The 24,068-nt window shown below is 64.8% G+C and carries 18 protein-coding genes; 11 read left to right on the forward strand and 7 right to left on the reverse strand.

Annotated elements, in window-relative coordinates:
* Positions 1–5: 5 nt before the first annotated feature.
* From VT03_RS28570 to argC, 4 genes are all read right to left on the reverse strand, one after another.
* Positions 6–779 carry a cytochrome b N-terminal domain-containing protein gene (locus tag VT03_RS28570; protein ID WP_075096163.1) on the reverse strand — a complete coding sequence of 258 codons (774 nt, stop codon included), beginning with the start codon at positions 777–779 and terminating at the stop codon, positions 6–8.
* Positions 780–850: 71 nt separating this feature from the next.
* On the reverse strand, positions 851–1,864 hold the full coding sequence (locus tag VT03_RS34405) for a ubiquinol-cytochrome c reductase iron-sulfur subunit (RefSeq protein ID WP_197489111.1): 1,014 nt from the start codon (positions 1,862–1,864) through the stop codon (positions 851–853).
* 343 nt (positions 1,865–2,207) lie between these two features.
* Complete coding sequence (gene gcvT, locus VT03_RS28580) at positions 2,208–3,296, reverse strand: glycine cleavage system aminomethyltransferase GcvT (protein WP_075097344.1); 1,089 nt, start codon at positions 3,294–3,296, stop codon at positions 2,208–2,210.
* 220 nt (positions 3,297–3,516) lie between these two features.
* A complete protein-coding gene (argC, locus tag VT03_RS28585) occupies positions 3,517–4,527 on the reverse strand; it encodes an N-acetyl-gamma-glutamyl-phosphate reductase (protein ID WP_075096164.1) in 1,011 nt (336 codons plus the stop codon).
* A 212-nt stretch (positions 4,528–4,739) separates the two neighbouring features.
* Here argC and VT03_RS28590 point away from each other — a divergent pair, with 212 nt between their 5' ends.
* The 5 genes from VT03_RS28590 (at position 4,740) to VT03_RS28610 (ending at position 11,602) form a co-directional block, all read left to right on the forward strand.
* Positions 4,740–5,957 carry a C45 family autoproteolytic acyltransferase/hydolase gene (locus VT03_RS28590; RefSeq protein ID WP_075096165.1) on the forward strand — a complete coding sequence of 406 codons (1,218 nt, stop codon included), beginning with the start codon at positions 4,740–4,742 and terminating at the stop codon, positions 5,955–5,957.
* Positions 5,958–6,396: 439 nt separating this feature from the next.
* Positions 6,397–7,380, forward strand: coding sequence for a methenyltetrahydromethanopterin cyclohydrolase (mch, locus tag VT03_RS28595; RefSeq protein ID WP_075096166.1), 984 nt, complete (start codon positions 6,397–6,399; stop codon positions 7,378–7,380).
* Positions 7,381–7,655: 275 nt separating this feature from the next.
* Positions 7,656–8,465 (forward strand): hypothetical protein, encoded by an 810-nt coding sequence (locus tag VT03_RS28600; RefSeq protein ID WP_075096167.1) that lies wholly within the window; start codon positions 7,656–7,658, stop codon positions 8,463–8,465.
* Positions 8,466–8,619: 154 nt separating this feature from the next.
* Entirely contained in the window at positions 8,620–10,464 is a 1,845-nt protein-coding gene (locus VT03_RS28605; protein WP_197489112.1) for a serine/threonine-protein kinase, read from the forward strand.
* Positions 10,465–10,474: 10 nt separating this feature from the next.
* The gene (locus VT03_RS28610) at positions 10,475–11,602 is read left to right on the forward strand and encodes a hypothetical protein (RefSeq protein WP_156514822.1); all 1,128 of its coding nucleotides are present in this window, start codon (positions 10,475–10,477) and stop codon (positions 11,600–11,602) included.
* Positions 11,603–11,946: 344 nt separating this feature from the next.
* On the opposite strand, the gene VT03_RS28615 is transcribed toward VT03_RS28610, so the two are convergent.
* On the reverse strand, positions 11,947–13,056 hold the full coding sequence (locus VT03_RS28615) for a GTP-binding protein (RefSeq protein WP_075096170.1): 1,110 nt from the start codon (positions 13,054–13,056) through the stop codon (positions 11,947–11,949).
* A 164-nt stretch (positions 13,057–13,220) separates the two neighbouring features.
* Here VT03_RS28615 and VT03_RS28620 point away from each other — a divergent pair, with 164 nt between their 5' ends.
* The 4 genes from VT03_RS28620 to VT03_RS28635 all read left to right on the forward strand — a co-directional run bounded on the left by VT03_RS28620 (position 13,221) and on the right by VT03_RS28635 (position 18,257).
* Positions 13,221–13,529 carry an ArsR/SmtB family transcription factor gene (locus VT03_RS28620; RefSeq protein ID WP_075096171.1) on the forward strand — a complete coding sequence of 103 codons (309 nt, stop codon included), beginning with the start codon at positions 13,221–13,223 and terminating at the stop codon, positions 13,527–13,529.
* 212 nt (positions 13,530–13,741) lie between these two features.
* The gene (locus tag VT03_RS28625; RefSeq protein WP_075096172.1) at positions 13,742–14,899 is read left to right on the forward strand and encodes a formylglycine-generating enzyme family protein; all 1,158 of its coding nucleotides are present in this window, start codon (positions 13,742–13,744) and stop codon (positions 14,897–14,899) included.
* A 466-nt stretch (positions 14,900–15,365) separates the two neighbouring features.
* Entirely contained in the window at positions 15,366–17,294 is a 1,929-nt protein-coding gene (locus VT03_RS28630) for a type IIA DNA topoisomerase subunit B (RefSeq protein WP_075096173.1), read from the forward strand.
* A gap of 174 nt (positions 17,295–17,468) precedes the next feature.
* Positions 17,469–18,257 (forward strand): sugar phosphate isomerase/epimerase family protein, encoded by a 789-nt coding sequence (locus tag VT03_RS28635; RefSeq protein ID WP_075096174.1) that lies wholly within the window; start codon positions 17,469–17,471, stop codon positions 18,255–18,257.
* A 270-nt stretch (positions 18,258–18,527) separates the two neighbouring features.
* On the opposite strand, the gene VT03_RS32975 is transcribed toward VT03_RS28635, so the two are convergent.
* Positions 18,528–19,676 carry a HEAT repeat domain-containing protein gene (locus VT03_RS32975; RefSeq protein WP_231870543.1) on the reverse strand — a complete coding sequence of 383 codons (1,149 nt, stop codon included), beginning with the start codon at positions 19,674–19,676 and terminating at the stop codon, positions 18,528–18,530.
* A 551-nt stretch (positions 19,677–20,227) separates the two neighbouring features.
* Between VT03_RS32975 and VT03_RS28645 the strand changes: the two genes are divergently transcribed.
* Complete coding sequence (locus VT03_RS28645) at positions 20,228–21,136, forward strand: two-component system sensor histidine kinase NtrB (protein WP_075096175.1); 909 nt, start codon at positions 20,228–20,230, stop codon at positions 21,134–21,136.
* The gene (locus VT03_RS28650) at positions 21,133–21,702 is read left to right on the forward strand and encodes a hypothetical protein (protein ID WP_156514823.1); all 570 of its coding nucleotides are present in this window, start codon (positions 21,133–21,135) and stop codon (positions 21,700–21,702) included. The genes VT03_RS28645 and VT03_RS28650 overlap by 4 nt, the downstream gene beginning before the upstream one ends.
* A gap of 375 nt (positions 21,703–22,077) precedes the next feature.
* Here the strand turns inward: VT03_RS28650 and VT03_RS28655 are convergent, their stop codons facing one another.
* A complete protein-coding gene (locus VT03_RS28655; RefSeq protein WP_197489113.1) occupies positions 22,078–23,742 on the reverse strand; it encodes a sigma-70 family RNA polymerase sigma factor in 1,665 nt (554 codons plus the stop codon).
* Positions 23,743–24,068 lie beyond the last annotated feature (326 nt).

Genomic DNA, 24,068 nt, shown 5'->3' on the forward strand with positions numbered 1-24,068 from the left:
GACGCCTACAACGGCTGACTGATCCCGCCGTCCTTGCGGACTCGCCAGAAGTGGATCGCAATCAGGAGCGATACCACGACCGGAATGGCCACGCAGTGCAGGATGTAGAACCGGTTCAGCGTCTCCTCACCGACGGTGCGGGCCCCCAGGAGGAGGAACCGCGCGTCGCTGGCGTTCGTGATCAGGTCGTAGCCTCCAATGTTCAGCAATTGGAAGCCGGGGCCTTCATGTCCCAGGAAAGGATGGGCGCGGGCCATGTTCGAACCGACGGTGATGGCCCAGATCGCCAGCTGGTCCCACGGCAGCAGGTAGCCCGTGAAGGACAACAGCAATGTCAGAACCAACAACAGGACCCCGATGACCCAGTTGAACTCCCGCGGAGGTTTATAACTCCCCGTCAGGAACACCCGGTACATGTGGAGCCACACCGTGATCACCATGGCGTGGGCGCCCCAGCGGTGGATTTCCCGCATGATGCCGAGCGTGGTGACGTCGCGGAGGGCCCGGATGTCCGTGAACGCCCACTCAAGAGTTGGGCGGTAATAGAACATCAGAAGGACGCCGGTCAGGCTTTCGACCAGGAACAGGAAGAAGGTGACTCCTCCCATGCACCAGGTGTAGGAGAGGGCGATCCCCCCCTTCTGCACCGAGACCGGATGGAGGTGCAGGAAGAAGTTGGTCAGCACGACCACCATCCGGTTACGCCGATCGTACGGCGCCGGGTGGCGGAAGATGCTTTTCCAGATTTGTGACTGACGAATGTACTCGCCGACAGACATCACTGTCCCTTCGGAGACCGAGGCGTTGAACAACCGAAGCCGTGAAGACGAACGACGTGACTACCGAGACATCAGGCGATGCGAACGAACGATTTGGGATCCTGCCACTGACCGAGCTCGTCCTGGAACTTGACACTCTTGTCGACTTCCAGCTGTCCGTCGGGCGACAGGCTTAGACCGACGCGTTCCAGCGGCCGGGGGGCGGGCCCTTCGAAGTTCACACCCGTGATGTAGAAGCCCGAGCCGTGGCACGGGCATTTGAATTTCTGTTCCGCTTCGAGCCAGCTGGGCGTGCAGCCGAGGTGCGTGCAGACCGATGAGAGGGCGTAGATCGCGGGAGCCCCGTCGAACTCTGTGTTGACGATGTAGACGCCGCGGGACGGCTTGAACTTCTCGGAGACCTTGCCGTACGGATAGTCCGACGGCGGCCCGATCTTGAACCGGGAGGGGAGTTCGAGGACCGTGTTCGGCATCATGAACCGGGCGATCGCCAGCGACCAGACGCCGCCGATCGCCGCGAGGACGGTCCATGCCAGATAGTAGGGAACGGCAATGGCCGCGAGCATGGCGGCGGGGAAGCTCCGCCGCGTGACCGGAGCGGCGTCTTTCTTGCCCGGAGCCCCCTTGGCGGGAAGCTTGGGCTTGGCAGGGGCGGCTGCGGTGGCGACCGCGCCAGCGGCTGCCGGCGTGGCTTCGGCCTGCTTGACCGCCTTCAGCATGTCTTGAACGGAGGGACGGTCTCCAGATGCGGCGGCAGCAGCGGCCGCCGGTTTGGCTGCGGCGGGCTTTGCTGCGGGGGCGGCGGCAGCCGGAGTTGCGGCCGCGGGGGCGGCGCCTCCAGCGGCGGCCTTGTTGGCCCGGATGGCGGCCATGATCTCGGCCGGAGACTTGGGCTTGTCAGCAGGGGCCGCAGCCGGAGGACTCGGGGCGGCGGCTGGCGCAGGTGCGGATTCCGCGGCGGCCGGGGCCGCCTCCGCAGCGGCGGGAGCGGGCGTTTCGGGCGGAGGAGCCGCTCCTCCTGCGCCGGCTTTGGCAGCCCGAATTTTGGCCAGGATGTCCGCTGGTGATGGTTTCTGATCGGCCATATCGAGATGGGAGCGGCTGGGCTGGTGGAATGTGTACGGCGACGGGACTCGCTTTGAGAGCGCTCTGCTGGACGGGGCCCACGGCAGACGCTCCTCCTGCCGGAGGCCGGCTTCCGCGAGGCAGAACACTGCACACTATTCGATCACTGCTTCATCGAATGATGGCGGGCGGATTCCGGAGCGGCAATCGAGCCGTTTCAACGCCCGTTGATTTCTCACGATCAGGAAGCGCAAGCCTTTCCGGTTCTCGCCTCAGCGACGAAAGGGTGAGCGCTGAGGGCTGGGCGTTTCGAGTTGAAGGAATGAACGGGCGTGATCAGGGGACTGACGTCCCCCGCTCGCCCTACGCTCGTTTGTAGAACGGGAGCGAGACCACCTTGGCCTCTTCGTGGGTTCCGCGGATGTCGATCTGGAGCGTCGTGCCGGGTGCCGACAGCTCGGTCGGGACGTAGCCCATGGCGATCGAGACCCCCAGCGTCGGCGACTTCGTACCGCTGGTCACGTCGCCGACGGGCTCTCCGTTGTGGACGATCGGCATCTTTTCCCGCGGGATCCGCGGCGTCGCGAGGCGCAGGCCGACACGGGTCTTGCCAGTCGGGTGGGACTGGATCTGCTGAAGCGCTCCCTTGCTGATAAAGTCCGCGGGTTTCTTGATTTTCACAGCGAAGGCGAGTCCCGCCGTCAGCGGATCGATCTCCTCACTGAGTTCGTGGCCATAGAGCGGCATTGCCGCTTCGAGTCGCAAGGTGTCCCGGGCCCCGAGCCCACAAGGGCGGCTGCCGGCGAGGGCTGTGGCGGATAGGAGTTTTTCCCAACCCTTTATGGCGTGGGAGTTTGGGAGAATTATTTCGAAGCCGTCTTCCCCGGTGTAGCCGGTCCGGCTGACGTAGCCGGGGACGCCGCAGACTTCCGTTTCCAGCGCGGAGTAGTACTTCATGTCGACGGTCGCCGCGCTGACGAGGTTGTCGATCAGCACCGCCGCTCGCGGCCCCTGGACTGCGAACATGAACGTGTCGCGGGTCAGGTCGGTCATCTGGCAGTCGAACGACCGACCGTGGTGGATGACCCAGTTGACGATCTTCTCGCGGTTCGAGGCGTTGACGACCAGGAGGTAGTGGGAGTCGAAGCGGTAGATCAGGACGTCGTCGAGGATTCCGCCCCGCTCGTTGCAGACGAGCGAATAGCGGACATCTCCGACATTCAGCTTTGAGACATCGTTCGTGCAGATCCGGTCCAGCAGAGCCGCCGCCTCGGGGCCCTCAAACCGCAGCCGGCCCATGTGGGCGATGTCGAAGATCCCGGACGAGGTCCGCACCGCGTTGTGCTCGTCAACGAGCGTCGTGTACTGCACCGGCATCTGCCAGCCCGCGAAGTCGACCATCCGGCCGCCGTGGGAAACATGCCAGTCATACAGGGCGGTGCGCAAACTCATGAGAACCTCATCCTGGGGAGACATGACAGTTTCGCACAGTGCGTTCAGGCTGTCAGCCCTCAGGGGGCAGCTGTCGGGAAGGAAAGCTGGCCCGGTCTCGTGACTTCCCCAAGCGGCTCGACCGATTCGCCGCGACATCGGCGGCGCACGGACCTCCGCCACGCCCAGGAGACGAAGCTCCGTTTCACGAAAGCCTTGAACGGGCGCCGGAACGCGGCTCTCAGTCAATCAGCGCTGTCGTTTCTTCGAACCCGTACATCAGATTGAAGTTCTGCACCGCGACCCCGCTGGCCCCCTTGATGAGGTTGTCGAGGACCGCGAAGACCAGCACCTTGCTGCGGACCACCCGGACCGTGATGTCGCAGTAGTTCGTCTGCGCAACGTCCTTCGTCTTCGGCAGTTGCTCCGTGACGCGGATGAACGGCTTTCCGGCGTAGAAGCTCCGGACGGCCGCGAGCAGCTCTTCCTGCGTGGCCGGCTTGAGGCGGTCGGCGTAGATCGAGGCCAGGATCCCGCGGTCCATCGGGACGAGGTGTGGGGTGAACAGCACCTCCACCCCTTCCCGGCTGACGTCGCTCAGGACCTGTTCGATCTCCGGCGTGTGCCGATGGTTCCCCACGGCGTACGGGGACAGGCTTTCGTTGCACTCGGCGTAGAGCGTGTTGAGCTTGGGGGTCCGCCCTGCCCCGGAGACGCCGCTCTTGGCGTCGATGATGATTCCGGTCGGCTTGATGAAACCGCCGCACAGCAGGGGGGCCAGGGCCAGGATCGACGTGCTGGTGTAGCAGCCCGGGTTGGCGATCAGCTTCTGGCCGGGGATCTTTTCGGCGTAGAGCTCGGGGAGCCCGTAGACCGTGGCGGCGAGTCGGGCCGAGTCGGTGTGGACGTGGCCGTACCACTGCTCGTAGACCGCCGGATCTTTGAGGCGGTAATCCGCGCTCAGGTCGATGACCCGCAGTCCGGCGTCGAGGAGGCGGGGAATCGCTTCCATGCTGGCGACGTGCGGCAGGCAGCAGAAACAGACGTCCGCCCGCTCGGCGAGCTGCGCCGGGGAGAGGTTTTCCAGGCGAAGGTTGAGCCGGCCGCGAAGAAGCGGATGGATCTCGGAGATGTGGCCGGTCTCGCTGCGGCTCGTCACCGCCGTCACCTGCACCTCGGGATGCCGCAGGAGGATCCGCAGGAGTTCGAGAGCGGTGTAGCCGGTGGCTCCCTGGATGGCGACTCGAATCATTGGCGGCGGGGGACTAGGGATGAGGGACTAGAGGCTAGGGACGGAGCGAACCCGGAATCATATCCGAGTGGTCCGTGCGCTGAAACGGGCGGCGGGGGCGGCGGGTATTTCGCTTGGAAGTCCTGCCGGGATGCGGCAGACTTCGTTTGACGGTGTGCGACTTCTCATTCGACTGCTGGTTTCGATCGTGGGGTTCGATCATGGGAGCTGCCATGGGCTTTCGCGTCTGGACACTCGGCCTTGTCCTCCTGGTTCACGTTGGCTTCGTGCGGGGGGAAGATTTCCGCGAATCGGCGGCGGGGGTCGCGGCGGAGTCGCGGACGATCGCCCGGTGCGGGGCGGGGTGGCTGGAAACGATCGGCGGGTACCCCGTTCTGCATCTCAAGGGGACTCCTTATGAGATGGGGTACCAGCATGGGGCTCTGCTCAAGGACGCCGCGACCCGCAACCTCGGCAACATTGTTCAGATGATGACGGAGCGGGAGCTGGTGAAGCTGGGGCCCGTTGCAATCCGTCCGCGGGATGCGGTCCGCTCGATCGAGGCGGTCCAGCGGAAGTATGTGCCGACCGCTTACTACGAAGAGATCGCGGGACTCGCGGCCGGCTCGCAGCAGAAGTATGAGGAGGTCCAGACCGCCAACTTCCTTCCCGAGCTGTTTCACTGCAGCGGGTTCGCGATCATGAACTCCGCGACGGAGGACGGAACGCTCTATCACGGCCGCGTCCTCGACTACGCGGTGGACTGGGGGCTGCAGGAGCATGCGGTCATCATCGTGGCGGAGCCGAAGGACGGGATTCCGTTTGTGAACGTGTCGTATGCCGGGTTCGTCGGGTGCGTGACCGGGATGAATGTCGAGCACGTCTCGATCGGGGAGATGGGTGGCGGCGGGATCGGGCACTGGACGGGGGTGCCGATGGCGTGGCTGGTCCGGCAGGCGCTTCAGCAGGGGCACTCGCTGGAGGAGGCGATCTCGGTGTTCGAGAAGTCGCGGCGGACGTGTCAGTATTTCTATGTCGTGGCCGATGGTGAGACGAACGAGGCGGTGGGGATGGAGGCCTCGTGGAACCGGTTTGAGGTGATCCGGGCTGGTGAGAAGCATGCGCTCTTGCCGGAGCCGGTGGCGGACTGTGCCCTGCTCTCTGCGGGAGACCGCTATCGGGAGCTGGTGCGGCGGGCGAAGGAGGGGCATGGCAAGTTCACGGCCGAATCCGCTCTGCGGTTGATGGACCGGGGGGTGGCGATGAAGTCGAACCTTCATAATGTGCTGTTTGAGCCGAAGACGACGCGGTTCTGGGTTTCGAATGCGGGTCCGGACAAGCAGCCTGCGGCGGAGCGGCCGTATAAGGCGTTTCAGTTGACGGAGCTGTTGGAGCGGCGGCCGGACGTGAAGGCTGCGGAGATTCCGCTGGTTGTGCAGGCCGCGCGCTGAGGATCGGTTGGCTCACGTCCTCTGCCGGGTCCAGGGGCACCCTGGTGGGGAGTGCAGAGGGGCAACGCCCCTTTGCCCGCCGGAGGCCGTCTCGTCGGAAACCATCGGAAGGAGTGCGTGTCCAAGCGCGGACAACGTGTCGTATGCCCCCTCACCAACCCGCGGGGATCTCGAAGCGAGCGGTCAGTCCTCAACGCCGGTACGACAAAGGGGACATCCGTTGTTCACCACGGTTCCTCACAGGAGTGCCTCCGGCGGCAAGGGGGTGAGACCCCCTTGACCCCAGGCTGCCGTGGCATGTTGGGTTTGAGCTATCAGAGCTGCGCCGGCAAGGACGGTGTTTGAGCAAACAATTGCTCCATTTCGGCGGCATTGCGTGCCACCCGGGAACGGCCGATACTCCCCGATTCTTCCGTTCCCCGACCGACAAGCCCCCACGATGACCGAACAGGACCGCTCCGACGACGAACCCCAGGATCCGACCCTCAACGAACTGGCGTTCGATCTGGTCCACCAGATCCTCACCGCCACCGAAACCATGCGCGTCGAGCCGGTCGAAACCAAGACCGGAGCCATCGTCCTCGACTTCGGCGTCGAAACCACCGGAAGCCTCGGAGCCGGACTCGCCCTCTCCGAAGTCTGCATGGCCAGCCTCGCCGACGTGAACGTCGTCGCCGGCGAAGTCGCCGGCGTCGGCTGGCCTCACCTCTACGTCCAGACCGACTCCCCCCTCGAAGCCTGCCTCCTCAGCCAGTACGCCGGCTGGAAGGTCTCCGTCGGAAAATTCTTCGCCATGGGCTCCGGCCCCATGCGCTCCGCCGCCGGCCGCGAAGAACTCTTCAAAGACTTCGGCTACCGCGAGTCCGCCATCGGCGTCGTCGGCGTCCTGGAATCGGGCGAACTCCCCGGCGACGACGTCGTCCGCTACATCGCCGACAAGTGCGGGATCACCGAAGACAAGGTCGCCCTCCTCGTCGCCCCGACGGCGAGCATCGCCGGCAACATGCAGATCGTCTCCCGCAGCATCGAGACCGCGCTGCACAAGATGCACGCCCTCGGCTTCGACGTCGCCAACGTCGAAGCGGCCTGCGGCTGGGCCCCCATCCCCCCCGTCGCCGCGGATGACTTCGCCGGCATCGGCCGGACGAACGACGCCATCCTCTACGGCGGCCGCGTGACGCTCTGGGTCGCCGGCGAGGACGAGAACATCTCCGACATCGGCGCCCAGATCCCCTCCTCCGGCTCCCCGTCCTACGGCAAGCCGTTCCGCGACATCTTCGAGGACGCCGGCCGGGACTTCTACAAGATCGACCCCAACCTCTTCAGCCCGGCCGAAGTGGTCATCCACAACGTCGAAACGGGCAAAGTCTTCGTCTACGGCAAGACGAACCACGAGGTCCTGCGGCGGTCCTTCGAGTTCTGAGAAGAGACTTAAACACCAAGACACCAAGAGGGCACAAAGGACACCAAGAGAAGACGTGCCGGGGCAGAGAAATCAGCGTCCCCTGCCCTCCCCCTCTTCTCTTCTTCGTGCCCTTGGTGCCTCCTTTGTGTCTTTGTGTTTAACTCCGCCCCCGCCAGGGCTTACACGGCGGCCGGAAAAGTTTCCGGATTCCTCCCAAGATTTCGATTCCTCGAGCGAATAGCTGGGTGTCACCAAGGTTTCGGTGTCCAAGCCGTTTTGTGAGGGGATCAGTCATGGTCAGGAAATTGGCAATCAGCGCGGCGACCGTGGCCGCCGTCGGGGCTCTCGTCTTCGGCAGGGACGCCGTCAGCTATGTCCGCACCGGCTGTGCGTCCGTCCGCAGCGCCGTCCGGTCGGAAGTCCCGGTCGAGTTCGAGATCCAGCGGGCCCGGCAGGAGACGCAGCAGCTCGTCCCGGAGATCAAGCGGTCGCTGCATGTGATCGCCCGCGAACAGGTTGAGGTGGCCCAACTCGCCGCCGCCCTCGAGCGGAAGTCACAAGCCCTGGAATCCCAGGAAGAGGCGATTCTCTCCCTGAGCGGCGACCTCAAGTCCGACAAGGTGCAGTTCGTCTACGCCGGGAACAAGTACAACCGCAAGGAACTGGAGAAGGACCTGACGCAGCGGTTCAACCGCTTCAAGGTCGCCGAGGACACCCTCAAGAAGGAGCGGGAACTCCTCGCGGCCAAGGAAAAGGCTCTCGCGACGCATCGCGAGACGCTCGAAGGAATGCTCTCCCAGAAGAAGGACCTGGAAGTCGCCCTGGAGCGGCTGCAGGCCCGCCTGCGGACCGTTGAAGCCCGCAAGACCGTTGCCAGCCTCGACATCGACGACTCCAAGCTCGCCCAGGTCAAGACGCTCATCAGCGAGATCGACCAGCGGCTCGACGTGGAGGACGCCGTCCTCGACGCCGAGGGGAACTTCAGCGACCTGATCCCCGTCGAGAAGCATGTCGAAGAGTCGGTCGACATTACGTCACGCATCGACGAGCACTTCTTCAAGCCGGGGGTTCCGGAAGCCCAGGTTGCTGCGAATCCGGAATGATCCGCAGCGAACTGCCGACCGTTGCGATAATGCAGTCGCGGCGGTCGGCCTTGGTTCGGCTGTTCGCGAGGAATATCGTTGAGGGCGAAGGGATTCGCCTGGGACCGGAATGAAGCGGACGTGGTCGGGAGCGGTCACTGAGGGGGAGGGGCGGATGAAGTTCACATTCTCACCGGAGTCGCGCCCCCTCTCCGGCTACACGATCAAGCGGGCCATCTATCGGGGCGGGTTCGGCGAGGTCTATTACGCCGTCAGCGACGCGGGCCGGGACGTCGCGCTCAAGCTCCTGCAGAACAATGCCGAGGTCGAGCTGAGAGGGGTGCAGCAGTGCCTCAACCTCAGCCATCCGAACCTCGTGACGATCTTCGACGTCCGGCGGGACGAGGACAACGACCACTGGATCATCATGGAATACGTGCCGGGCGAGACGCTCGACACGACGATCCGGCGGTTCCCCAGCGGCATGCCGATGGAAGACGTCCGCCGCTGGCTGCACGGCATCGCGGGTGGCGTCGACTTCCTGCATCAGCGGGGGATCGTCCACCGCGACCTCAAGCCGGGGAACATCTTTGCGGCCCCCAGCGGTGCGAAGGTCGGCGACGTCGGCCTCTCAAAATTCATCAGCGCCAGCCAGCGGTCGGCCCAGACCCAGAGCGTCGGCACCGTTTACTACATGGCCCCAGAAGTCGCCCAGGGGCGGTACGGCAAGGAAATCGACGTCTACGCCCTGGGCGTGATCCTGTTCGAGATGGTGACGGGCCAGGTTCCGTTCGACGGGGAATCGACGGGTGAGATCCTGATGAAGCACCTCTCGCAGCCGCCGGATCTCCGGAGGCTGCCCGAACGGCTCCGGCCGGTCATCGCCCGGGCGCTCGCCAAGGATCCGCAGCAGCGGTTCGCCTCGGTCACCGCCTTTCAGCGAGCGTTCGACGACGCCGTGGTGGGCCGGGGCGCGTCTCAGGCTCACGCGACCGGCTCCGCCTCGACCTCGACGGAGGAGCCGCGGCGACACAAGTTCGGCTGCGGGCCGAAGCGTTGCCGGCCGGAGGGCTGGACGCGGCGGACGCCGCCGCAGCCGTGGGGGGCGGGGAGCTGCGACGGATGGTCGATCGGTCGCGGGCTCGCGATTGCCGCCTTCGTCGTCGTCCTGGTCTCGCTGTCGCGGGGGAGCTTCGGCCGCGGGCCGATCCTGATCTCGGTCATCGCGGCGCTGTACGGGATGGGATACGGCGCTTACGCCCTGTGCGGCCTGGTCTCGCGTGAATCGCGTCGTTTTCTCGACCGCTCGTTGTCCGGGGTCCCGCAGGCTGCCCCGCTACGGACGGCGATCGGACCGGCCGGGCCGCGGCGGGTCGCTCCGCCGACTGCGCGAGAGCGATGGCTGGCTTGGACGTCGACCGCGTCCATGGCGCCGGTCGTCGTCGCGGCCCTCGCCGCCCTCCTGGGGTGGCTGCAGCCTTCCTTTTACCGGACCTCGTTCGGCTCGCCCGACCTCGGCGCGCTGGGGTTGTTTGCCGGAACCGCTGTCGCGGCGGTCTGGCTCCTCGGCGGCGTGGCTGTGTTTCAGGAAGGCCGCGGCTACGAGCCGATGGCCCGCCGTGTCGGATTCGCGCTGGCGGGAGCGGGGGTTGGTCTCGTGGCCCACGTTCTCGACGACTGGCTGATCGGGACGGGAGCGTTGAGCTCCGTGTCGCGCGGGATGCGGGCGCTCGGTGAGCGTCCGCTCATCGAGTCGTCCGGGAATCCGGGTGGGCTCGCCTACCTTCTCTACTTCGCTTCGCTGGCCTTGGCCGTGCGGTGGGGCAAGCAGACGTCCGCAATCCGGGCGTCGCGGTTCCAGGTGGCGCCCCTCGTGTGGTCGACGATGATCGCGTACGGCCTCACGTTCGTGTGGCCGGTGCCGCAGGAGTGGGGTGTGCTGTGGGGGGCGGTCGTCTCGGCGGGGTTGCAGATTTCATCCCCCTGGACGCGGACCGACGATTTGCGGACGGTGACCTGAGGAGTGAGCCGTGGTGACGACTGCTGTTCCCGTCTTTCCCGTATTGGGGCTGGTGCTGTTCCTCATTGCCGGGGCGATCATCGCTTACGGCCTGACGCAGCCGCGCTGGCGCCCCGCAGCGGTGATGACCCTCGTCTTTGGCGGGGTCGCGCTGCTTCTGCTGGGCTTCATCGGCGTGTCGTCGGTCGAAGTCGTTCGGCCCGCCCAGGTCGCCACGATTCAGTACGGCGGCCCCGAGTCGATTCCTTACGCGCCGCCGCCGGAGTTCCTGCATCGTCATGACGTGCCGATGCCGGTCGGGCTTCAGCCGGACCTCGGTGCCCGCGTCATGAGGGCTCCTTCGTGGATGTTTCTGATCGTGGTGTGCGCCGTCGTCTTCGCGCTGGTTCAGGCGGGGGGCCTTCGTCTGATTGGCTTCATCGCAGGAGGAGCGGCGGTGCTGTTGGGGCTGGCGGTTGCCGTCTACTGGCTCCGCAGCGCTCATGTTCCTCAGGAGGCGGTGCTGGTGGAGTACACGCATCCCGACCGGCAGGCGATCGAACGGGAATGGGTGGCCCGCGCCACTCCGGTCTCGGCGGTCGCCACCGGCGCGGAGGAGGTGGAGCCGGCGACAGCGTCGTCGGGCGATCCGCACCGGATCGAACGGTTCGAAGCGATGAAGGAGAATGGGACGCTGATTGAGGCGTTGCCGGAGTGGGTGGTGTCGCCGGAGACTTCGGATCCGGCGGTGGCGGTTGTCGATTCGGAACCGCAGGCGAACGTTCTGACTGCCGAAGGGGCGGTGCTCTCGCTGGCGCAGTCCCGGTTGGCGGATCGGCTGCGGACGTTGCATCCGGAGGTCGGGGGTTGGTTCCCGTCGATGAATGAGGTTCGGTCGAGCGGGGCGATTGTCGAGCGGGTGCGGGAGACGCAGCTGGTGCGGATCGACGTGGCGGATGCGGTGATTCGGGAGCCGCTTTACCGCGAGTACTGGAAGGTTTCGCTGGAGCCCAAGGTCATCAATCGTTTGTTGGCGGCCTGGCGGCCGGAGGCGACGCAGAATCGGGTGGGGATGCTGGCGGCGGCGGTGGCGGCGGTCTCGGCGCTGTGTGGAGGCGTCGCGTTCGCCCTGCGGCGTTCGATGCCCTCGCCTGCGTAATGAGCGTCCTTGCCGGCACGACTTTGATAGCTCAAACCCAACGTGCCACGGCAGCCGGGGTCAAGGGGGAAACCCCTTGCCGCCGGAGGCACTCCTGTGAGGAACCGTGGGACACAACGGAGGTCCGCTTTGTGGGACCGGCGTTGAGGACTTCATCAAAATACACCGCTGGCGATCCACTCCCCGCGGGTTGGTGATGGGGCATCCGGCACGTTCTCCGCGCTTGGACACACCCTCCTTCAGGCATCTCTCGACGAGACAAGCCTCCGGCGGGCAAGGGGGATTCTCCCCCTTGCAACCCCTGACCAGGGTGCCCCTGGACCCGGTGATGGATCGCTGGTTGCCTATTCGGCGCTCGCACTCGTGATCCGATGCGTCGGAACCGGACGGCCCGGACGAAAACTCTGGATCGACGCAAAGTCAGCCCGCGCCCCCAGCGACTCACACGTCGACAACACCGCCTCCCGAACCAACTCCGTCAACCGCTCCGGAGCAATCGCCACCCGCGCATTCACCACGAGCTGCGCTTCCTTCACCATCGCCCGCGACGGCAAAGACAACTCCGCCTCCGTAAAACTGCTCACCAGGTTCGCCACCCCGTAAAACCCTTCCCAAAGACCAATCGCCTTCAGGTGCGCGGTCTCCGCCTCCTCGGCAGCTAGAGATGTCTTCAGACTCCTCACCACCCCCAGCAGCAGGTCGTCAAGCGCATAGTCCTTCTCGGCCGAGACGGTGATGTTGCTGTTCAGCCACCCCAGCTCCGCCTCTCCCTCGGCGTACACGTCGTAATCGAGATCCATGACGCGCCGGCCGAACTCCCCTGACTGCTCCAGGAACTCGCAGTAAGCGTCGAACCCCTCGCCCGTCTTCGCCGACATCCGCACGATCGGCCGCCCGGGAAACTTTTCGGTGAGCAGCGCCGTCAATTCCTGAACCTGCTCCGGCTTCAGCTCATCGATCCGGTTGATGACCACGAAGTCCGCCTCTTCGATCTGCTTCTCGAAGATATAGGCCGCCTTCGGAGAGAACCCGGACTTCTCCTGCCCCTTGAGAATCCGCAGCCCGTGGCTCGGCTTGATGATCACGCCGTAAGGCTTCATATCGAACGGCTGCCGGTACACCTGCGCCAGCGGACGGATCACCGTGGCGACCAGGTCCGTGCAGCTCCCGACCGGCTCCGCCAGGATCACGTCGGGACGCTCCTCCGCGCTCAGCTTCTCGACCGTCCCGGTCAGCTCATTGAAGTTGCAGCAGAAACACGCCCCCGCCACCTCGCCGACATGATACCCCTGCTGCTGCAGCCGGTGTGTATCGACCAGATCATTGGTCTGATCGTTCGTGACGATCGCCACCTTCTTCCCCTGCTCGACAAAGCGCTGCGCCAGGCGGGCGACAGTTGTGGTCTTTCCGGCCCCGAGAAAGCCTCCAATCAGGATAAAACGCGGTTCAGCCATATTTCCCATTCATGAGATCAGAGCGCATCCCGTGAGGGGTGCACACCGGAACAACCTCCCAAAACTCTAAGCGGGGTTTGACCAATCAACAAGGACTGAGGGAAAATGCACTCGACAATCGTGAATCCGGAATTAGCATCGCTCATCACGAGGAGGGCGTCTCGATGGCCGAAAGCCTGTCCGCTGACGAATGTGCTACACAACTCCGGGTCCTCTCGGAGCCGGAGAGGCTGCGGATTCTCGAACTGCTGATGATGGGGCCGCACGCGGTCTCCGCCATCGCGGACGTTCTGGATGTCAGCGTCGCCCTGGCCTCGCACCATCTCTCCGTGCTCAAGCGGGAGGGATACGTCCAGGCCCAGAAGAGCGGCCGGCAGGTGATCTACGAAATCGTGAGCGATCGGCTTGTTCAAGGGGCCCGTCGCCGCCCGGAAGTCCGCCTTGGCTGCTGCGTGCTCCAGTTCCCGAACTGACCGATTGGACCACCGGCGAGCGGGGGACGTCAGTCCCCTGATGAACGCCGCCCCGCCAGTTCAAACACCGCTGGTGGTTTGGACGGCTTTCCGATTCGCCGCTCCGCAACGGTGCTGAAGCGCAGGGCCACGCTGCAGAGACGCACACGATTCCGGGCGATATCATCGATCCCGTCCGGACAGACAACGTCCCGATTGACGAGGAGCGTGCGATGCGGCGGCCGATTCGGATGTGTCTCGCGTTGAGCCTGGGGGGCGCTCTCGTCGGCTGTGGCCAGTCCTCTCCCCCGGCCGCTCCGCCCGTCGTGGCCCCTGCCCCTCCTCCGGTGGCCGCGCCCGCCCCCGCGGCCCCGGCTGCCGCTCCGATGGCCGCGGCGGCGCCGGCATCGGCCGGTTCCAAGAGCGGCCGCTCGAAGATCGACCCCTCCGTTTCCGAAGACCGCATCTATCTCGTCGACGCCGAACAGGCGAACTTCGACATCGGTGATCCGACCGTGGGCTCGGACGCGGAAGTGGCGGTGATCACCGCCGATCCGGTTTCGCAGGTCGTTGTGAGTGGCGGGACAGTTGCCGGACGGATCACGGCGAAGCTCCCCGACGGGTTCCGGGCCCTGCCCGAGCACGGGGCGACGCCGGACGGCTGGCCCTGGCGGATTACCTGCGAGGCGGACGGCGCGGAGATGGTTTACATCCCCGGCTCCGTTTTCGTGCAGGGAACCAACGAGGGGACGCCGGAAGCGGCGCCTGCCCACGGGGCGTTTGTCGACTCGTTTTACATCGATCTCCAGGAAGTGACGCTCGAGCGTTATTTCAAGTGCCGCAATTCCCTCAAGGACGCCGGCAAACAGACGGTGGGAGAGCCTCTCAACGCCGGTGAACTGCAGAACCATCCGGCGGTGGGAGTGCTGTGGCGGGATGCCACCGCGTACGCCAAGTGGGCGAAGAAGGAGCTCCCGACCGAGGCGGAATGGGAGCTGGCGGCCCGGGGGCCGAACTCTTATCGGTATCCGTGGGGGAACGACCGTCCGATCTGGGAGAAGGCGCGGAGGCTTGGACAGATTGATCCGGTCGGCTCGTACCGTGCGGATGTCAGCCCGTTGGGCGTCTTCGACATGGCGGGGAACGCCCGGGAGTGGTGTGCGGACATCTTTTCGGCCGATTACTACGCATCTGCCAAGGAGCGGGATGGGAGCGCCATTCGCAATCCTCAGGGGCCGCGGACGAATCCCAACCTGCTGACGCGGGTGGCGAAGGGGGGGAAGTCGGATTGGGAGCTTTGGCACCGGGCGGGCGAATCGATGCAGCACCGGAATGAGGGAATTGGTTTCCGTTGTGTGGTGAAGTTGCCGGCTCCCGCGGCGGCGAAGTGATTCTGTCGGCGACATCGCCGTTCACCGGGTCCAGGGGCACCCTGGTGGGGGATGCAAGGGGGCAACGCCCCTTTGCCCGCCGGAGGCCTTCTCGTCGAGAGAAGTCTGAAGGAGTGAGTGTCCAAGCGCGGACAACGTGTCGTATGCCCCCTCAACAATCCGCGGGGATTGCGCAGCGAGCGGTGTAGTTGGAGGGAGTCCTCTACGCCAGTCCCATAAAGGGGACATCCTTTGTGTCCCGCGGTTCCTCTTCGAAGCGCCTCTGGCGGCAAGGGGGACTGTGTTGTTTCTTCGGCCCCTTGACCCCAGCTGCCGTCGCATATTGGGTTTGAGCAAGCAACGCTGTGCCGGCCGGGACGCGGTTCGAGCTGGCGGATAGGCGCGGTGTTCTCACCTCCGCCAACCCGCTAAACTCCGCCCCTTCCCCCCGCCCCCGCCCAATGGCATCCGAAACGGAGTTTGGTGCATGTCGTCCGTCCTCAAGCCGCAGAGCGAAAGCTACTCCTCCGACGACGTCCAGGTCCTCGAAGGACTCGAAGCGGTCCGGGCACGGCCCTCCATGTACATCGGCGGCGTCGACGTCCGCGGACTCCACCACCTCATCTGGGAAATCGTCGACAACTCGGTCGACGAATACCTCGCCGGTGCCTGCGACCGGATCGACGTCACGCTCCACAAGGACGGCTCCTCGGTCACCGTCGAGGACAACGGCCGCGGTATCCCGGTCGGCATCAACAAGAAGTACAAGAAGCCCGCCCTCGAGCTGATCCTCACCACGCTCCACTCGGGGACCAAATTTTCCGACAAGATCTACGCCCGCAGCGGCGGTCTGCACGGCGTCGGTTCGTCCGTCGTGAACGCTCTTTCTGAAGAACTCGTCGCGACCGTCCATCGCGAAGGGCATGAGTGGGTCCAGCGCTTCAAGCGCGGGAAGGCGACGACCCAGCTCAAGCAGACCCGCCCCTTCCGCGGCCACGGCACGATCATCTTCTTCCGCCCGGACGAACAGATCTTCCGCCGGATCCAGTTCTCCGCGGACACGATCCGCCAGCACCTCGAAGACATCTCCTTCATCCACGCCGGCCTGACGATCGTCTTTCACGACGAGGCCAAGGGGGAGAAGTTCGAGCTGCACCACCCCCAGGGGATCTTCTCCTACCTCGACAAGATCATCGTCGACGACGGCAAGAAGGTTGTCCACGAGCAGCTCTTCACCGCCGAGCGGGACGAGGAAAAGATCCGCGTCGAGGTGGCCCTCAAGTGGACCGAGTCCACCGACGAGGCGATCCGCAGCTACGTGAACGGCATCCGCACCCGCGGCGGCGGCACGCACGAGGCCGGCCTGCGGCAGGGGATCGCCAAGGGGATCAAGAACTACATGGACGTCCACGAGATCAAGCCCAAGGGGGTAACGATCACTCCGGACGATATCCGCGAAGGGGTCGTGGCGATCCTTTCGGTCTTCCACAACGACCCGATGTTCCAGGGGCAGACGAAGGACAAGCTCAACAACCCCGAAATGACCTCGCTGGTCGAGAACATCGCCCGCGGCGGGATCGAAGGCTGGCTCAACAACAACCGGTCGATCGCCGACGCCATCATTGGCCGGATCGTCCTGGCGGCCCGGGCCCGCGCCGCCTCCCGCGAGGCGGTCAGCGAAGTCCGCCGCAAGACGCCGGGCTCGAAGCGCAGCAACCTCCCGGGCAAGCTGCTCGACTGCCGGAGCGATGACCCGGAGGAGTCCGAGCTGTTCATCGTCGAAGGTCAGTCGGCCGGTGGCACCGCCGCCCGCGGCCGGGATTCGCGGACGCAGGCGGTTCTTCCTCTTCGCGGCAAGATCCTGAACACGGAGTCGCTCGGCGTCGGCAAGGCGCTCGAAAGCCAGGAGATCAAGGACCTGGTCGAGACGCTCGGGACCGGGATCGGCGGCGGCTTCGATCCGCACCGGCTGCGGTACCACCGGATCATCCTCCTGATGGATGCCGACAGCGACGGCTACCACATCAGCACGCTGCTCCTGACCTTCTTCTTCCGCCACATGCGGGAGTTGATCCAGCAGGGGAAGCTCTTCCTGGCCCAGCCGCCGCTCTACAAGATCGAAGTCGGCAAGGAGCGGCACTACGCCCGCGACGACGCCCACAAGGAAGAGATCCTGCAGTCGCTTCCGAAGAACCGGAACGTCGACGTGCAGCGGTTCAAAGGGCTGGGCGAAATGAATCACGACCAGCTCAAGGAGACGACGCTGGACCCCAAGACGCGGACGCTTCTGCGGGTCGACATCGAGAGCGCGATCGAAGCGGATGCGACCTTTTCGCAGCTCCTCGGCAAAGATGCGTCAGAACGCTACAAGCTCATCATGGACCAGGGGGCGGACGCGGAAGACCTGGACGTCTAGGGTGGGCTGGAGACTGAGGCGGTCGGCGGCCGGGCACAAAGGCGAACGGAGCGGTCGTCTCGAGTCTCTGACCTCCGTTTGGAGCGGGTTTTGCTATAAGCCGGTCGCTGACTGCGGGCGGCTGCAGGGCCGACGGTCGTTGAAATCAACACTCCCCGGGAACGGTGTTCGATCATGTTCGCTCCTCGACTCGCCGTTGCGACTGCTCCGTTCGAGCTTCCTCTCCGGCAGGCGATCAGCCTCGCGGGGGAGCTCGGAGTTTCGGGCGTCCAGTTCGAAGTCCGGACGGAGATCAAGCCCGACGAGATGGGGGAGACGGCCCGCAAGCAGTTCCTCCACTATCTCTCCGAACGCAGCCTTTCGCTCGGAACGCTCGTCGTTCCGCTGAACCGGCCGCTTTATGAACGGGAGAAGCTCGACCTGCGGATGGAGAAAGTCCGCGGAGGGCTCGTGCTGGCGTCACAGCTCCGCGTACGGACGCTCATCTTTCGAGCTGGACGAATCCCGGACAACGACACGCCGGACCGCGCTCGACTCGAGGAACTGCTGGCGGACCTGGCGATGTTTGGCAATCACCTGGGCGTGGTCCCGACGATCACGCCGTCTGACGACAGTGCCGAGACGCTGCTGGAGCTGACGGGAAAGATTTCGTCCGGACCGGTCGGCATCGACTTCGATCCGGCTGGCTTCGCGATCAATCGCCGGAAGCCCGAAGAGGCGCTGCACCGGTTGCATGGCGTCGTTCAGCACCTGCAGATCCGCGATGGCCGGAGCGACGTCGACGGCTCGGGCCAGGAGACCGTGGTCGGCCAGGGGCAGGTCCGCTGGGAAGAGATTCTCGCGCTCGCGGCGGAGATGAATTACCAGGGCTGGATGACAGTCCGCCGCACGGGGGGCGAAGACCGTCTCGCGGACTGCGTCCGCGCCGTCCAGCTGATGAAGAGCCTCGCCCGTCTTCCGTAGCAGGGCCGCCATCTGTGAAGGTGGCCAGCGGGGGACGTCAGTCCCCTCATGATGTCGTCAGTGATCTCGTCCAAAGACACTGATCACTGAAAACTGACGACTCCCAAAACAAAACAACCCTCGGGCCATCCCGAGGGTTGTCTGGTTCACGAGTCTCCACCTGTGGCTGCCGAATCGCGGCAGCGTGTCTTAAGTGGAGCCTTCGAACATCATCCGGTGTGTGCCGGATTCGCCCGTCCGGCCCCACAGTTTCGTTTCATTCCGCTCGGACTACCGAACCATTCCGAAGAGGTTCGACAGGCTCTTGCGGGAAGAAAGCTGGTTCTGGGAGGCCTTCGGCGAGTAAGCCTTGGGCTCCTGCGGCGGGGCCGGAGCCGGAGCGGCTCCATCCATCGGAGCGGCCGGAGCCGCAGCCGGGGCAGCGTGAACGGCCGGAGCCGTTCCGCAGGCGTTGCCGCAAGCGTCGTTGCAGGCCACGTCGCACTGATCGCAGCAGCCATCGACGACGTCGTATCCGCACAGGCAGAGAGCCTGCTCGGCTTCACGACGGACGCCGCGGTCGCAGTCGGCCAGAGCGGTCGTGAGGGCGGCCACCACGCACGGGCTGCAGCAGCAGCCGTTGCGGCGGACCTGATCGCCGATTTCATCGGCCGCCTTGCGACGAACGCGTTCATCCGCGTCGTTCAGGGCATAGATGAAAGCGGACATGATTTCCGGATGGCAGACGCAGTCATAACGGTCGCCGAGCTTGTGGATCGCGGCGGCCCGCTGACGGGCGTAGCAGGCGGTCTGCGAGCAGTAAATCAGCTCAGCGATTTCGCAGGCGTCGTTGCAGACCGGCGCACAGCAGTCATCGCAAGCGGTTTCGCAGCAGCTGGTCTTCTTGCCGAAGAGGCAGCCCTTCTTCCATCCGCCCCACTTGTGGCCGAACAGGCCGCACTTCTTGGCTCCGCCGAGGCAGCCGCTGTCGCAGCAGTTCGGGTCGCAAGGAGCGGCACAGCCCGGATCGCAGGGAGCAGCGCAACCCGGATCGCAGGGAGCGGCACAGCCGGGATCGCAAGGAGCGGCGCATCCGTTGCCGGCACCGCAGGGAGCGGCACAGGCCGGGCCGGTCGTGCAGGCGTTGCCCGCACCGCAAGCACCGGCTCCGGTGTCGGCACAGGCCGAGGGACCGCAGGCGGTCGCGGGAGCGCAGGCCGTGTCACAGCACATCGGCTTGGCGCAGGTCCGCTGGTAGTTGTAGACGTTCCGGTGGCACGGCCGGACGATCGTCGGCCGGCAGCACGAGGGCTGAGAGGTCGGGGCGCAATCGCAGCACTTCGATGCCCCACACCCACCCAGCAGGCCGAAGCCGGCCTGGGCGTAGCCGCCCAGCCCGAGCACTGCGGCCAACGCAGCGATGGTACGAATGGACTTCATAGCGTAGTGTCTCCTTCCCTTGGACTACACAGGCCGTCGTCGCGCCTCGAACGCGGGATACGCTCGTTCGAGGCGAGGGGCAGAAGAACCTCTCCTGCGGACATTCCTTTGACGGCAACTCACAGTTGGGTCGTGAACCCGCCATCCTTAGCGAGGATTCCACTCGCTGGTCGGTCATGGCTTACGAATTCCATCGGGAAGGGGGGAAAAGCCCCTTGAGAGCCGCAAACGTCGAAAATTGCAGGCGTTTTTGTCCTCGCGGCCTTCGGGCTGTGAGACTTTTCCGTCGAGGCAAAGTTCCCGGGCCGGTTTCCCCTCTGGAAGCCCTCGAACCCCATCCGGTCGCGAAGGCCCGGTAGCAGCGGCAAGCTGCGCGGGACTTTTCCGGTCGATCATCGCGTGACAACGATGATTGCTGTAGGACGCCATTTCGCCCCACCGCGCCGCACCACACCGGCAGAAAGTGCGCAGCCGGCGCGGCCCGTTTCGAAGCAGTTCCGCTTTCGCGGGCGGAAGCGGGCGCGGCACGGCCGCGATTGGCGGAATCTGGTATGGTCCGCGGTACTCCCTATCCGCTGCCGCCGAGCTCTCGCGACTCATTCATGCCGGTCTCTGCCGATCCGTCCGCCACTCCGACCGCTTCTCCGTCCGCGGAGCCGATTTCCCCTTCAGGAACGCACTCGGCCGCTGGGGGGCAGCCCGCGGGGGCTCAGGATGGGGAACGGCCCCGCTCGCAGTCCGCGGAAGTGACCACCCTCGCCGGCGGACTGGCGCACGAGATCCGCAATCCGCTCTCGACGATCCGGATGAACCTCGACCTCCTGTTCGAGGACGCGGTGGAATCCGAGGATCCCAAGACGCGGCGGATGCTCCGCAAGCTGGAGACGATCCGCCGGGAATGTGCGCGGGTGGAGGGGCTGCTGAGCGCGTTCCTCCAGTTCGCCCGGGCGGGAGAGATGCAGAAGCTCCCCCGCGACCTCAGCCAGGTCGTGCAGGAGTTCGTGGATTTCTACACGCCGGAGGCCCGGAAGTACGGGATCGAGCTGCGGCCGCATCTGGCGTCGAACCTGCCGCTCGTCGATATGGATCCGACGCTGGTCCGGCAGGCGGTGACGAACCTGACCCGCAATGCTCAGCAGGCGATGCCGCAGGGGGGAGTGATCGAGCTCCAGACCTGCCGCCGGGGGGACCAGGTCTGTCTGGACGTGATCGATACCGGAGTCGGGATCCCGCGGGCGGTCCAGGAGAAGCTGTTCCAGGTCTTCTTTTCGACGAAGGACTCCGGGACGGGGCTTGGCCTGCCGACGGTACGGAAGATCGTCGAGGCGCATGGCGGAACGATTCACTGCGACAGCGAGCCGGGCCGGGGGACGCGGTTTACGCTTTCCTTTCCGTGCGTTCACGAGTTGCCATCGCCTCCGGGGGGCGATGACGACGCGGCGGCGGAGCGGAGCACGTGATCACCCGAAGCCGGCGTACGGAAGCCGTGGCAGCGGTGGCCCTTGTGCTGGCGTGCTGGTGGGGAATGCAGATGGTGCACGAGGCGGGGCACGTCCTCGCGGCTCTCGTATCCGGAGGCCGGGTTGTTGCCGTGGAGCTTCGGCCGTGGGCGATCTCGAGGACGGATGTCGATCCGAATCCGTCGCCGCTGCTGGTGGTCTGGGGCGGGCCGGTCGTCGGTGTCCTGGTGCCGCTGGTGGCCTGGTCGATTCTGCGGGCCTGCCGGGTGGCTGCGGCGGCGCTGGTTCGCTTCTTTGCGGGGTTTTGCTGTGTGGCGAACGGCGTCTATATCGCGGTCGGCGGGCTGAGCGGGATTGGGGATGGAGCGGACCTGTTACGGCACGGCGCGAGTCCGTGGACGCTCGTCGTGTTTGGTACGGTCGCAGTGGCGGTCGGGCTGGGGCTGTGGAACGGGCAGTCGCGAGTTCTGTCGGGCGAGGGAGGGGTTCTTCGCCGGATGGTGCTGGGCGTTGTCCTGGCCGCCCTGGCGATTCCGGTCGCGGGATCGATCGTCACGGTCCTGTAGCCAAACCGCGTCCTCGCCGGCACGGTCCCATAGCTCAAGCCCAACGTACGACGGCCGCTGGGGTCAAGGGGGTCTCACCCCCTTGCCGCCGGAGGCACTTCTGTGAGGAACCGTGGAACACGACGGATGTCCGCTTTGTGGAGCCGGTGCTGAGGATCGGAGCGGGTTGGTGAGGGGGCATCCGACACGGTGTCCGCGCTTGAACACTCAATCCTTCAGACATCTCTCGACGAGAGGGCCTCCGGCGGGCAAAGGGGCGTTGCCCCTCTGCACTCCCCACCAGGGGTACCCCCTGGACCCCGGTTCATTATCAGCGCAAAAAAAAGCCCCTCGGCTTACGACCGAGGGGCCACTCACGTTGCGTCTCACCGAAAACTACACGCCAGGAATATCCACCGGCTCATCCGCCAGAATCTTCCGCATCTTCTGCAATGCACGCGTCTCGATCTGCCGGATCCGCTCCTTCGTCACACCAAACCGATTTCCGACTTCCTCCAGCGTCAGCGGATCGCTCCCGACGTCCAGGCCGTACCGATTCACAATGATCGCCCGTTCCCGCTCATCAAGCTGGTCCAGAATCCCCATCAGAATCTTGTGCTGACCCTGATTGACCTGCTCGTCCAGGAACTGGCTCCCCCGCTTCTCACGGGAGAACTCGAACACCTCTTCATTCCCCGTCCGGAACCGGTCCATCTGCGTGTAATGGGCCGGAATCGACCGGGCATAGTTCTTCATGATCGCCCAGGTGGCGTACGTGGAGAACTTGTTCCCCTTGGTGTAGTCGAACTTCTCGATCGCCCGGATCAGGGACATGTTCCCGTCCGAAACCATCTCGAAGAAACTCGTCGTCGGCGTCATATGACGCTTGGCGATCGACACCACCAGCCGCAGGTTGCTGCGGATGAGGAAGTTCTTCACCTCGCCGGCCTGCTCGACGAGCGACTCCAGCCGGTCCAGCTCCGAAGCCCGCGGGCGGCTCCGGTCGATCTGCTCACGCAGCTCGTGCGCCTGGAACTTCAGGAAGTTCATCTTCCGGAAGTAGTACCCCTCCTCTTCCCGGGTGAGAAGCGGAACGGTGTACAGGCTCGCCAGGTAGGGAGGCAGCCCCGGAGGAGCCTTGACCTTCGGACCCTTCTTGTCGACCACCGGAGGAGCACCCAGGATCACCACTTCCGCGGCGGGAACGTGGAACTCGGGGCTGTCCATGAAGTCGATCGGCTGTTCGAAAATCAGCTCGGCACGAACTTCCGACACGATCCGCTGGATCGACGACTTGCTCCGGCAGTATTCCCCCGCCAGAACGTCGATCGCCGTACCCCGCTTGTACCGCTGGTAGATCTCCTTCTTCCGATCCGCGCCCAAAGGCTCGGAGGCGTCCGGAAACACCGCGTTCTCAGGATGATCCGCGTCGTACTGCTTGAGCGTGTACCGGATCGTCTCCGGCGACCGCTCGAACGACTTCGAAAGCCGCTTGCTGATCTCGGTCAGGCAGGTCCCGGAACGAGCCAGCTTGCGGGCGTGGAGGATGATGTCCTCCCGCTCCGTCTCGCTGAGCTGCGTGAACCGCGATCCCCGATCGATCTCGTCGTGGTGCTCGTTGACGAACCGCGTCAGCGATGAGGTCAGGAAGCCGACACGGGTCCGGTTGCCGAACCGAAACCGACGGCTCACGAGACCGCGCTTCCGCCAGCGGTCGACGGTCTTGGTCGAGACGTTGTACTTCTTACTGACGTCCTCGACGGTCAGGACCGGCTCCGGCATCGTTTCGACGGCCAGGTTGGCGCTCGTCGAAAGGTCTTCGACGAAGAGCTGCAGGTCGTGCGCGAGGTCTCCCCCTTCGATCTCCAGCTGGGGATAAGCCGCGGGGCGGAACGAAGTCACCCGTTCACAGACATCCTGGTAGCGATAGGATTGAGAAGGATCGATCTCCGTCAGGAACTGCTCGGCACGATCCATTTGCTCGACCCGCACATCAATCGGAGCGTATCGGACCTGCTGGTCAGTCAGCTGCCGGATGGCGGGATTTTTGTACTGGGACATGATGGAACTCCTCCAACTTGCCCGGGGGTCATCTTCCGTCTTGAAAGGTGCGACCTCGGTTACCTGCGACGTCCTCGGTGTCGTTTTGACACCCATGTCGCATGAATCTCTTCTTCACATACGTTTCCGTTGGACGCTGAGATCACAGAAAAAGTTCGCATGCGAAGCGATTTTTTCAAAAACGTTAGTTCCAAGACTCTGCAGAGACTGTGCCGCGACTGATTCTATGAGCGTTTGTTCTGTGTAAGATGTTTTTCTGTATGTGCTTGCGTGTTTTTCGTTGTTGGGCACCCGAGCAGGAACCTCGAGTCAGAATGACCTTCAGG

The sequence above is a fragment of the Planctomyces sp. SH-PL14 genome, assembly GCF_001610835.1.
Lineage (GTDB): Bacteria > Planctomycetota > Planctomycetia > Planctomycetales > Planctomycetaceae > Planctomyces_A.

Excerpts from the sequence above, each read along its gene's own strand:
- VT03_RS28570 (WP_075096163.1), bottom strand. The coding sequence starts at position 779 with ATGTCTGTCGGCGAGTACATTCGTCAGTCACAAATCTGGAAAAGCATC.
- VT03_RS34405 (WP_197489111.1), bottom strand. The coding sequence starts at position 1,864 with ATGGCCGATCAGAAACCATCACCAGCGGACATCCTGGCCAAAATTCGG.
- gcvT (WP_075097344.1), bottom strand. The coding sequence starts at position 3,296 with ATGAGTTTGCGCACCGCCCTGTATGACTGGCATGTTTCCCACGGCGGC.
- argC (WP_075096164.1), bottom strand. The coding sequence starts at position 4,527 with ATGATTCGAGTCGCCATCCAGGGAGCCACCGGCTACACCGCTCTCGAA.
- VT03_RS28590 (WP_075096165.1), top strand. The coding sequence starts at position 4,740 with ATGGGCTTTCGCGTCTGGACACTCGGCCTTGTCCTCCTGGTTCACGTT.
- mch (WP_075096166.1), top strand. The coding sequence starts at position 6,397 with ATGACCGAACAGGACCGCTCCGACGACGAACCCCAGGATCCGACCCTC.
- VT03_RS28600 (WP_075096167.1), top strand. The coding sequence starts at position 7,656 with ATGGTCAGGAAATTGGCAATCAGCGCGGCGACCGTGGCCGCCGTCGGG.
- VT03_RS28605 (WP_197489112.1), top strand. The coding sequence starts at position 8,620 with ATGAAGTTCACATTCTCACCGGAGTCGCGCCCCCTCTCCGGCTACACG.
- VT03_RS28615 (WP_075096170.1), bottom strand. The coding sequence starts at position 13,056 with ATGGCTGAACCGCGTTTTATCCTGATTGGAGGCTTTCTCGGGGCCGGA.
- VT03_RS28620 (WP_075096171.1), top strand. The coding sequence starts at position 13,221 with ATGGCCGAAAGCCTGTCCGCTGACGAATGTGCTACACAACTCCGGGTC.
- VT03_RS28625 (WP_075096172.1), top strand. The coding sequence starts at position 13,742 with ATGCGGCGGCCGATTCGGATGTGTCTCGCGTTGAGCCTGGGGGGCGCT.
- VT03_RS28630 (WP_075096173.1), top strand. The coding sequence starts at position 15,366 with ATGTCGTCCGTCCTCAAGCCGCAGAGCGAAAGCTACTCCTCCGACGAC.
- VT03_RS28635 (WP_075096174.1), top strand. The coding sequence starts at position 17,469 with ATGTTCGCTCCTCGACTCGCCGTTGCGACTGCTCCGTTCGAGCTTCCT.
- VT03_RS32975 (WP_231870543.1), bottom strand. The coding sequence starts at position 19,676 with ATGAAGTCCATTCGTACCATCGCTGCGTTGGCCGCAGTGCTCGGGCTG.
- VT03_RS28645 (WP_075096175.1), top strand. The coding sequence starts at position 20,228 with ATGGTCCGCGGTACTCCCTATCCGCTGCCGCCGAGCTCTCGCGACTCA.
- VT03_RS28655 (WP_197489113.1), bottom strand. The coding sequence starts at position 23,742 with ATGTCCCAGTACAAAAATCCCGCCATCCGGCAGCTGACTGACCAGCAG.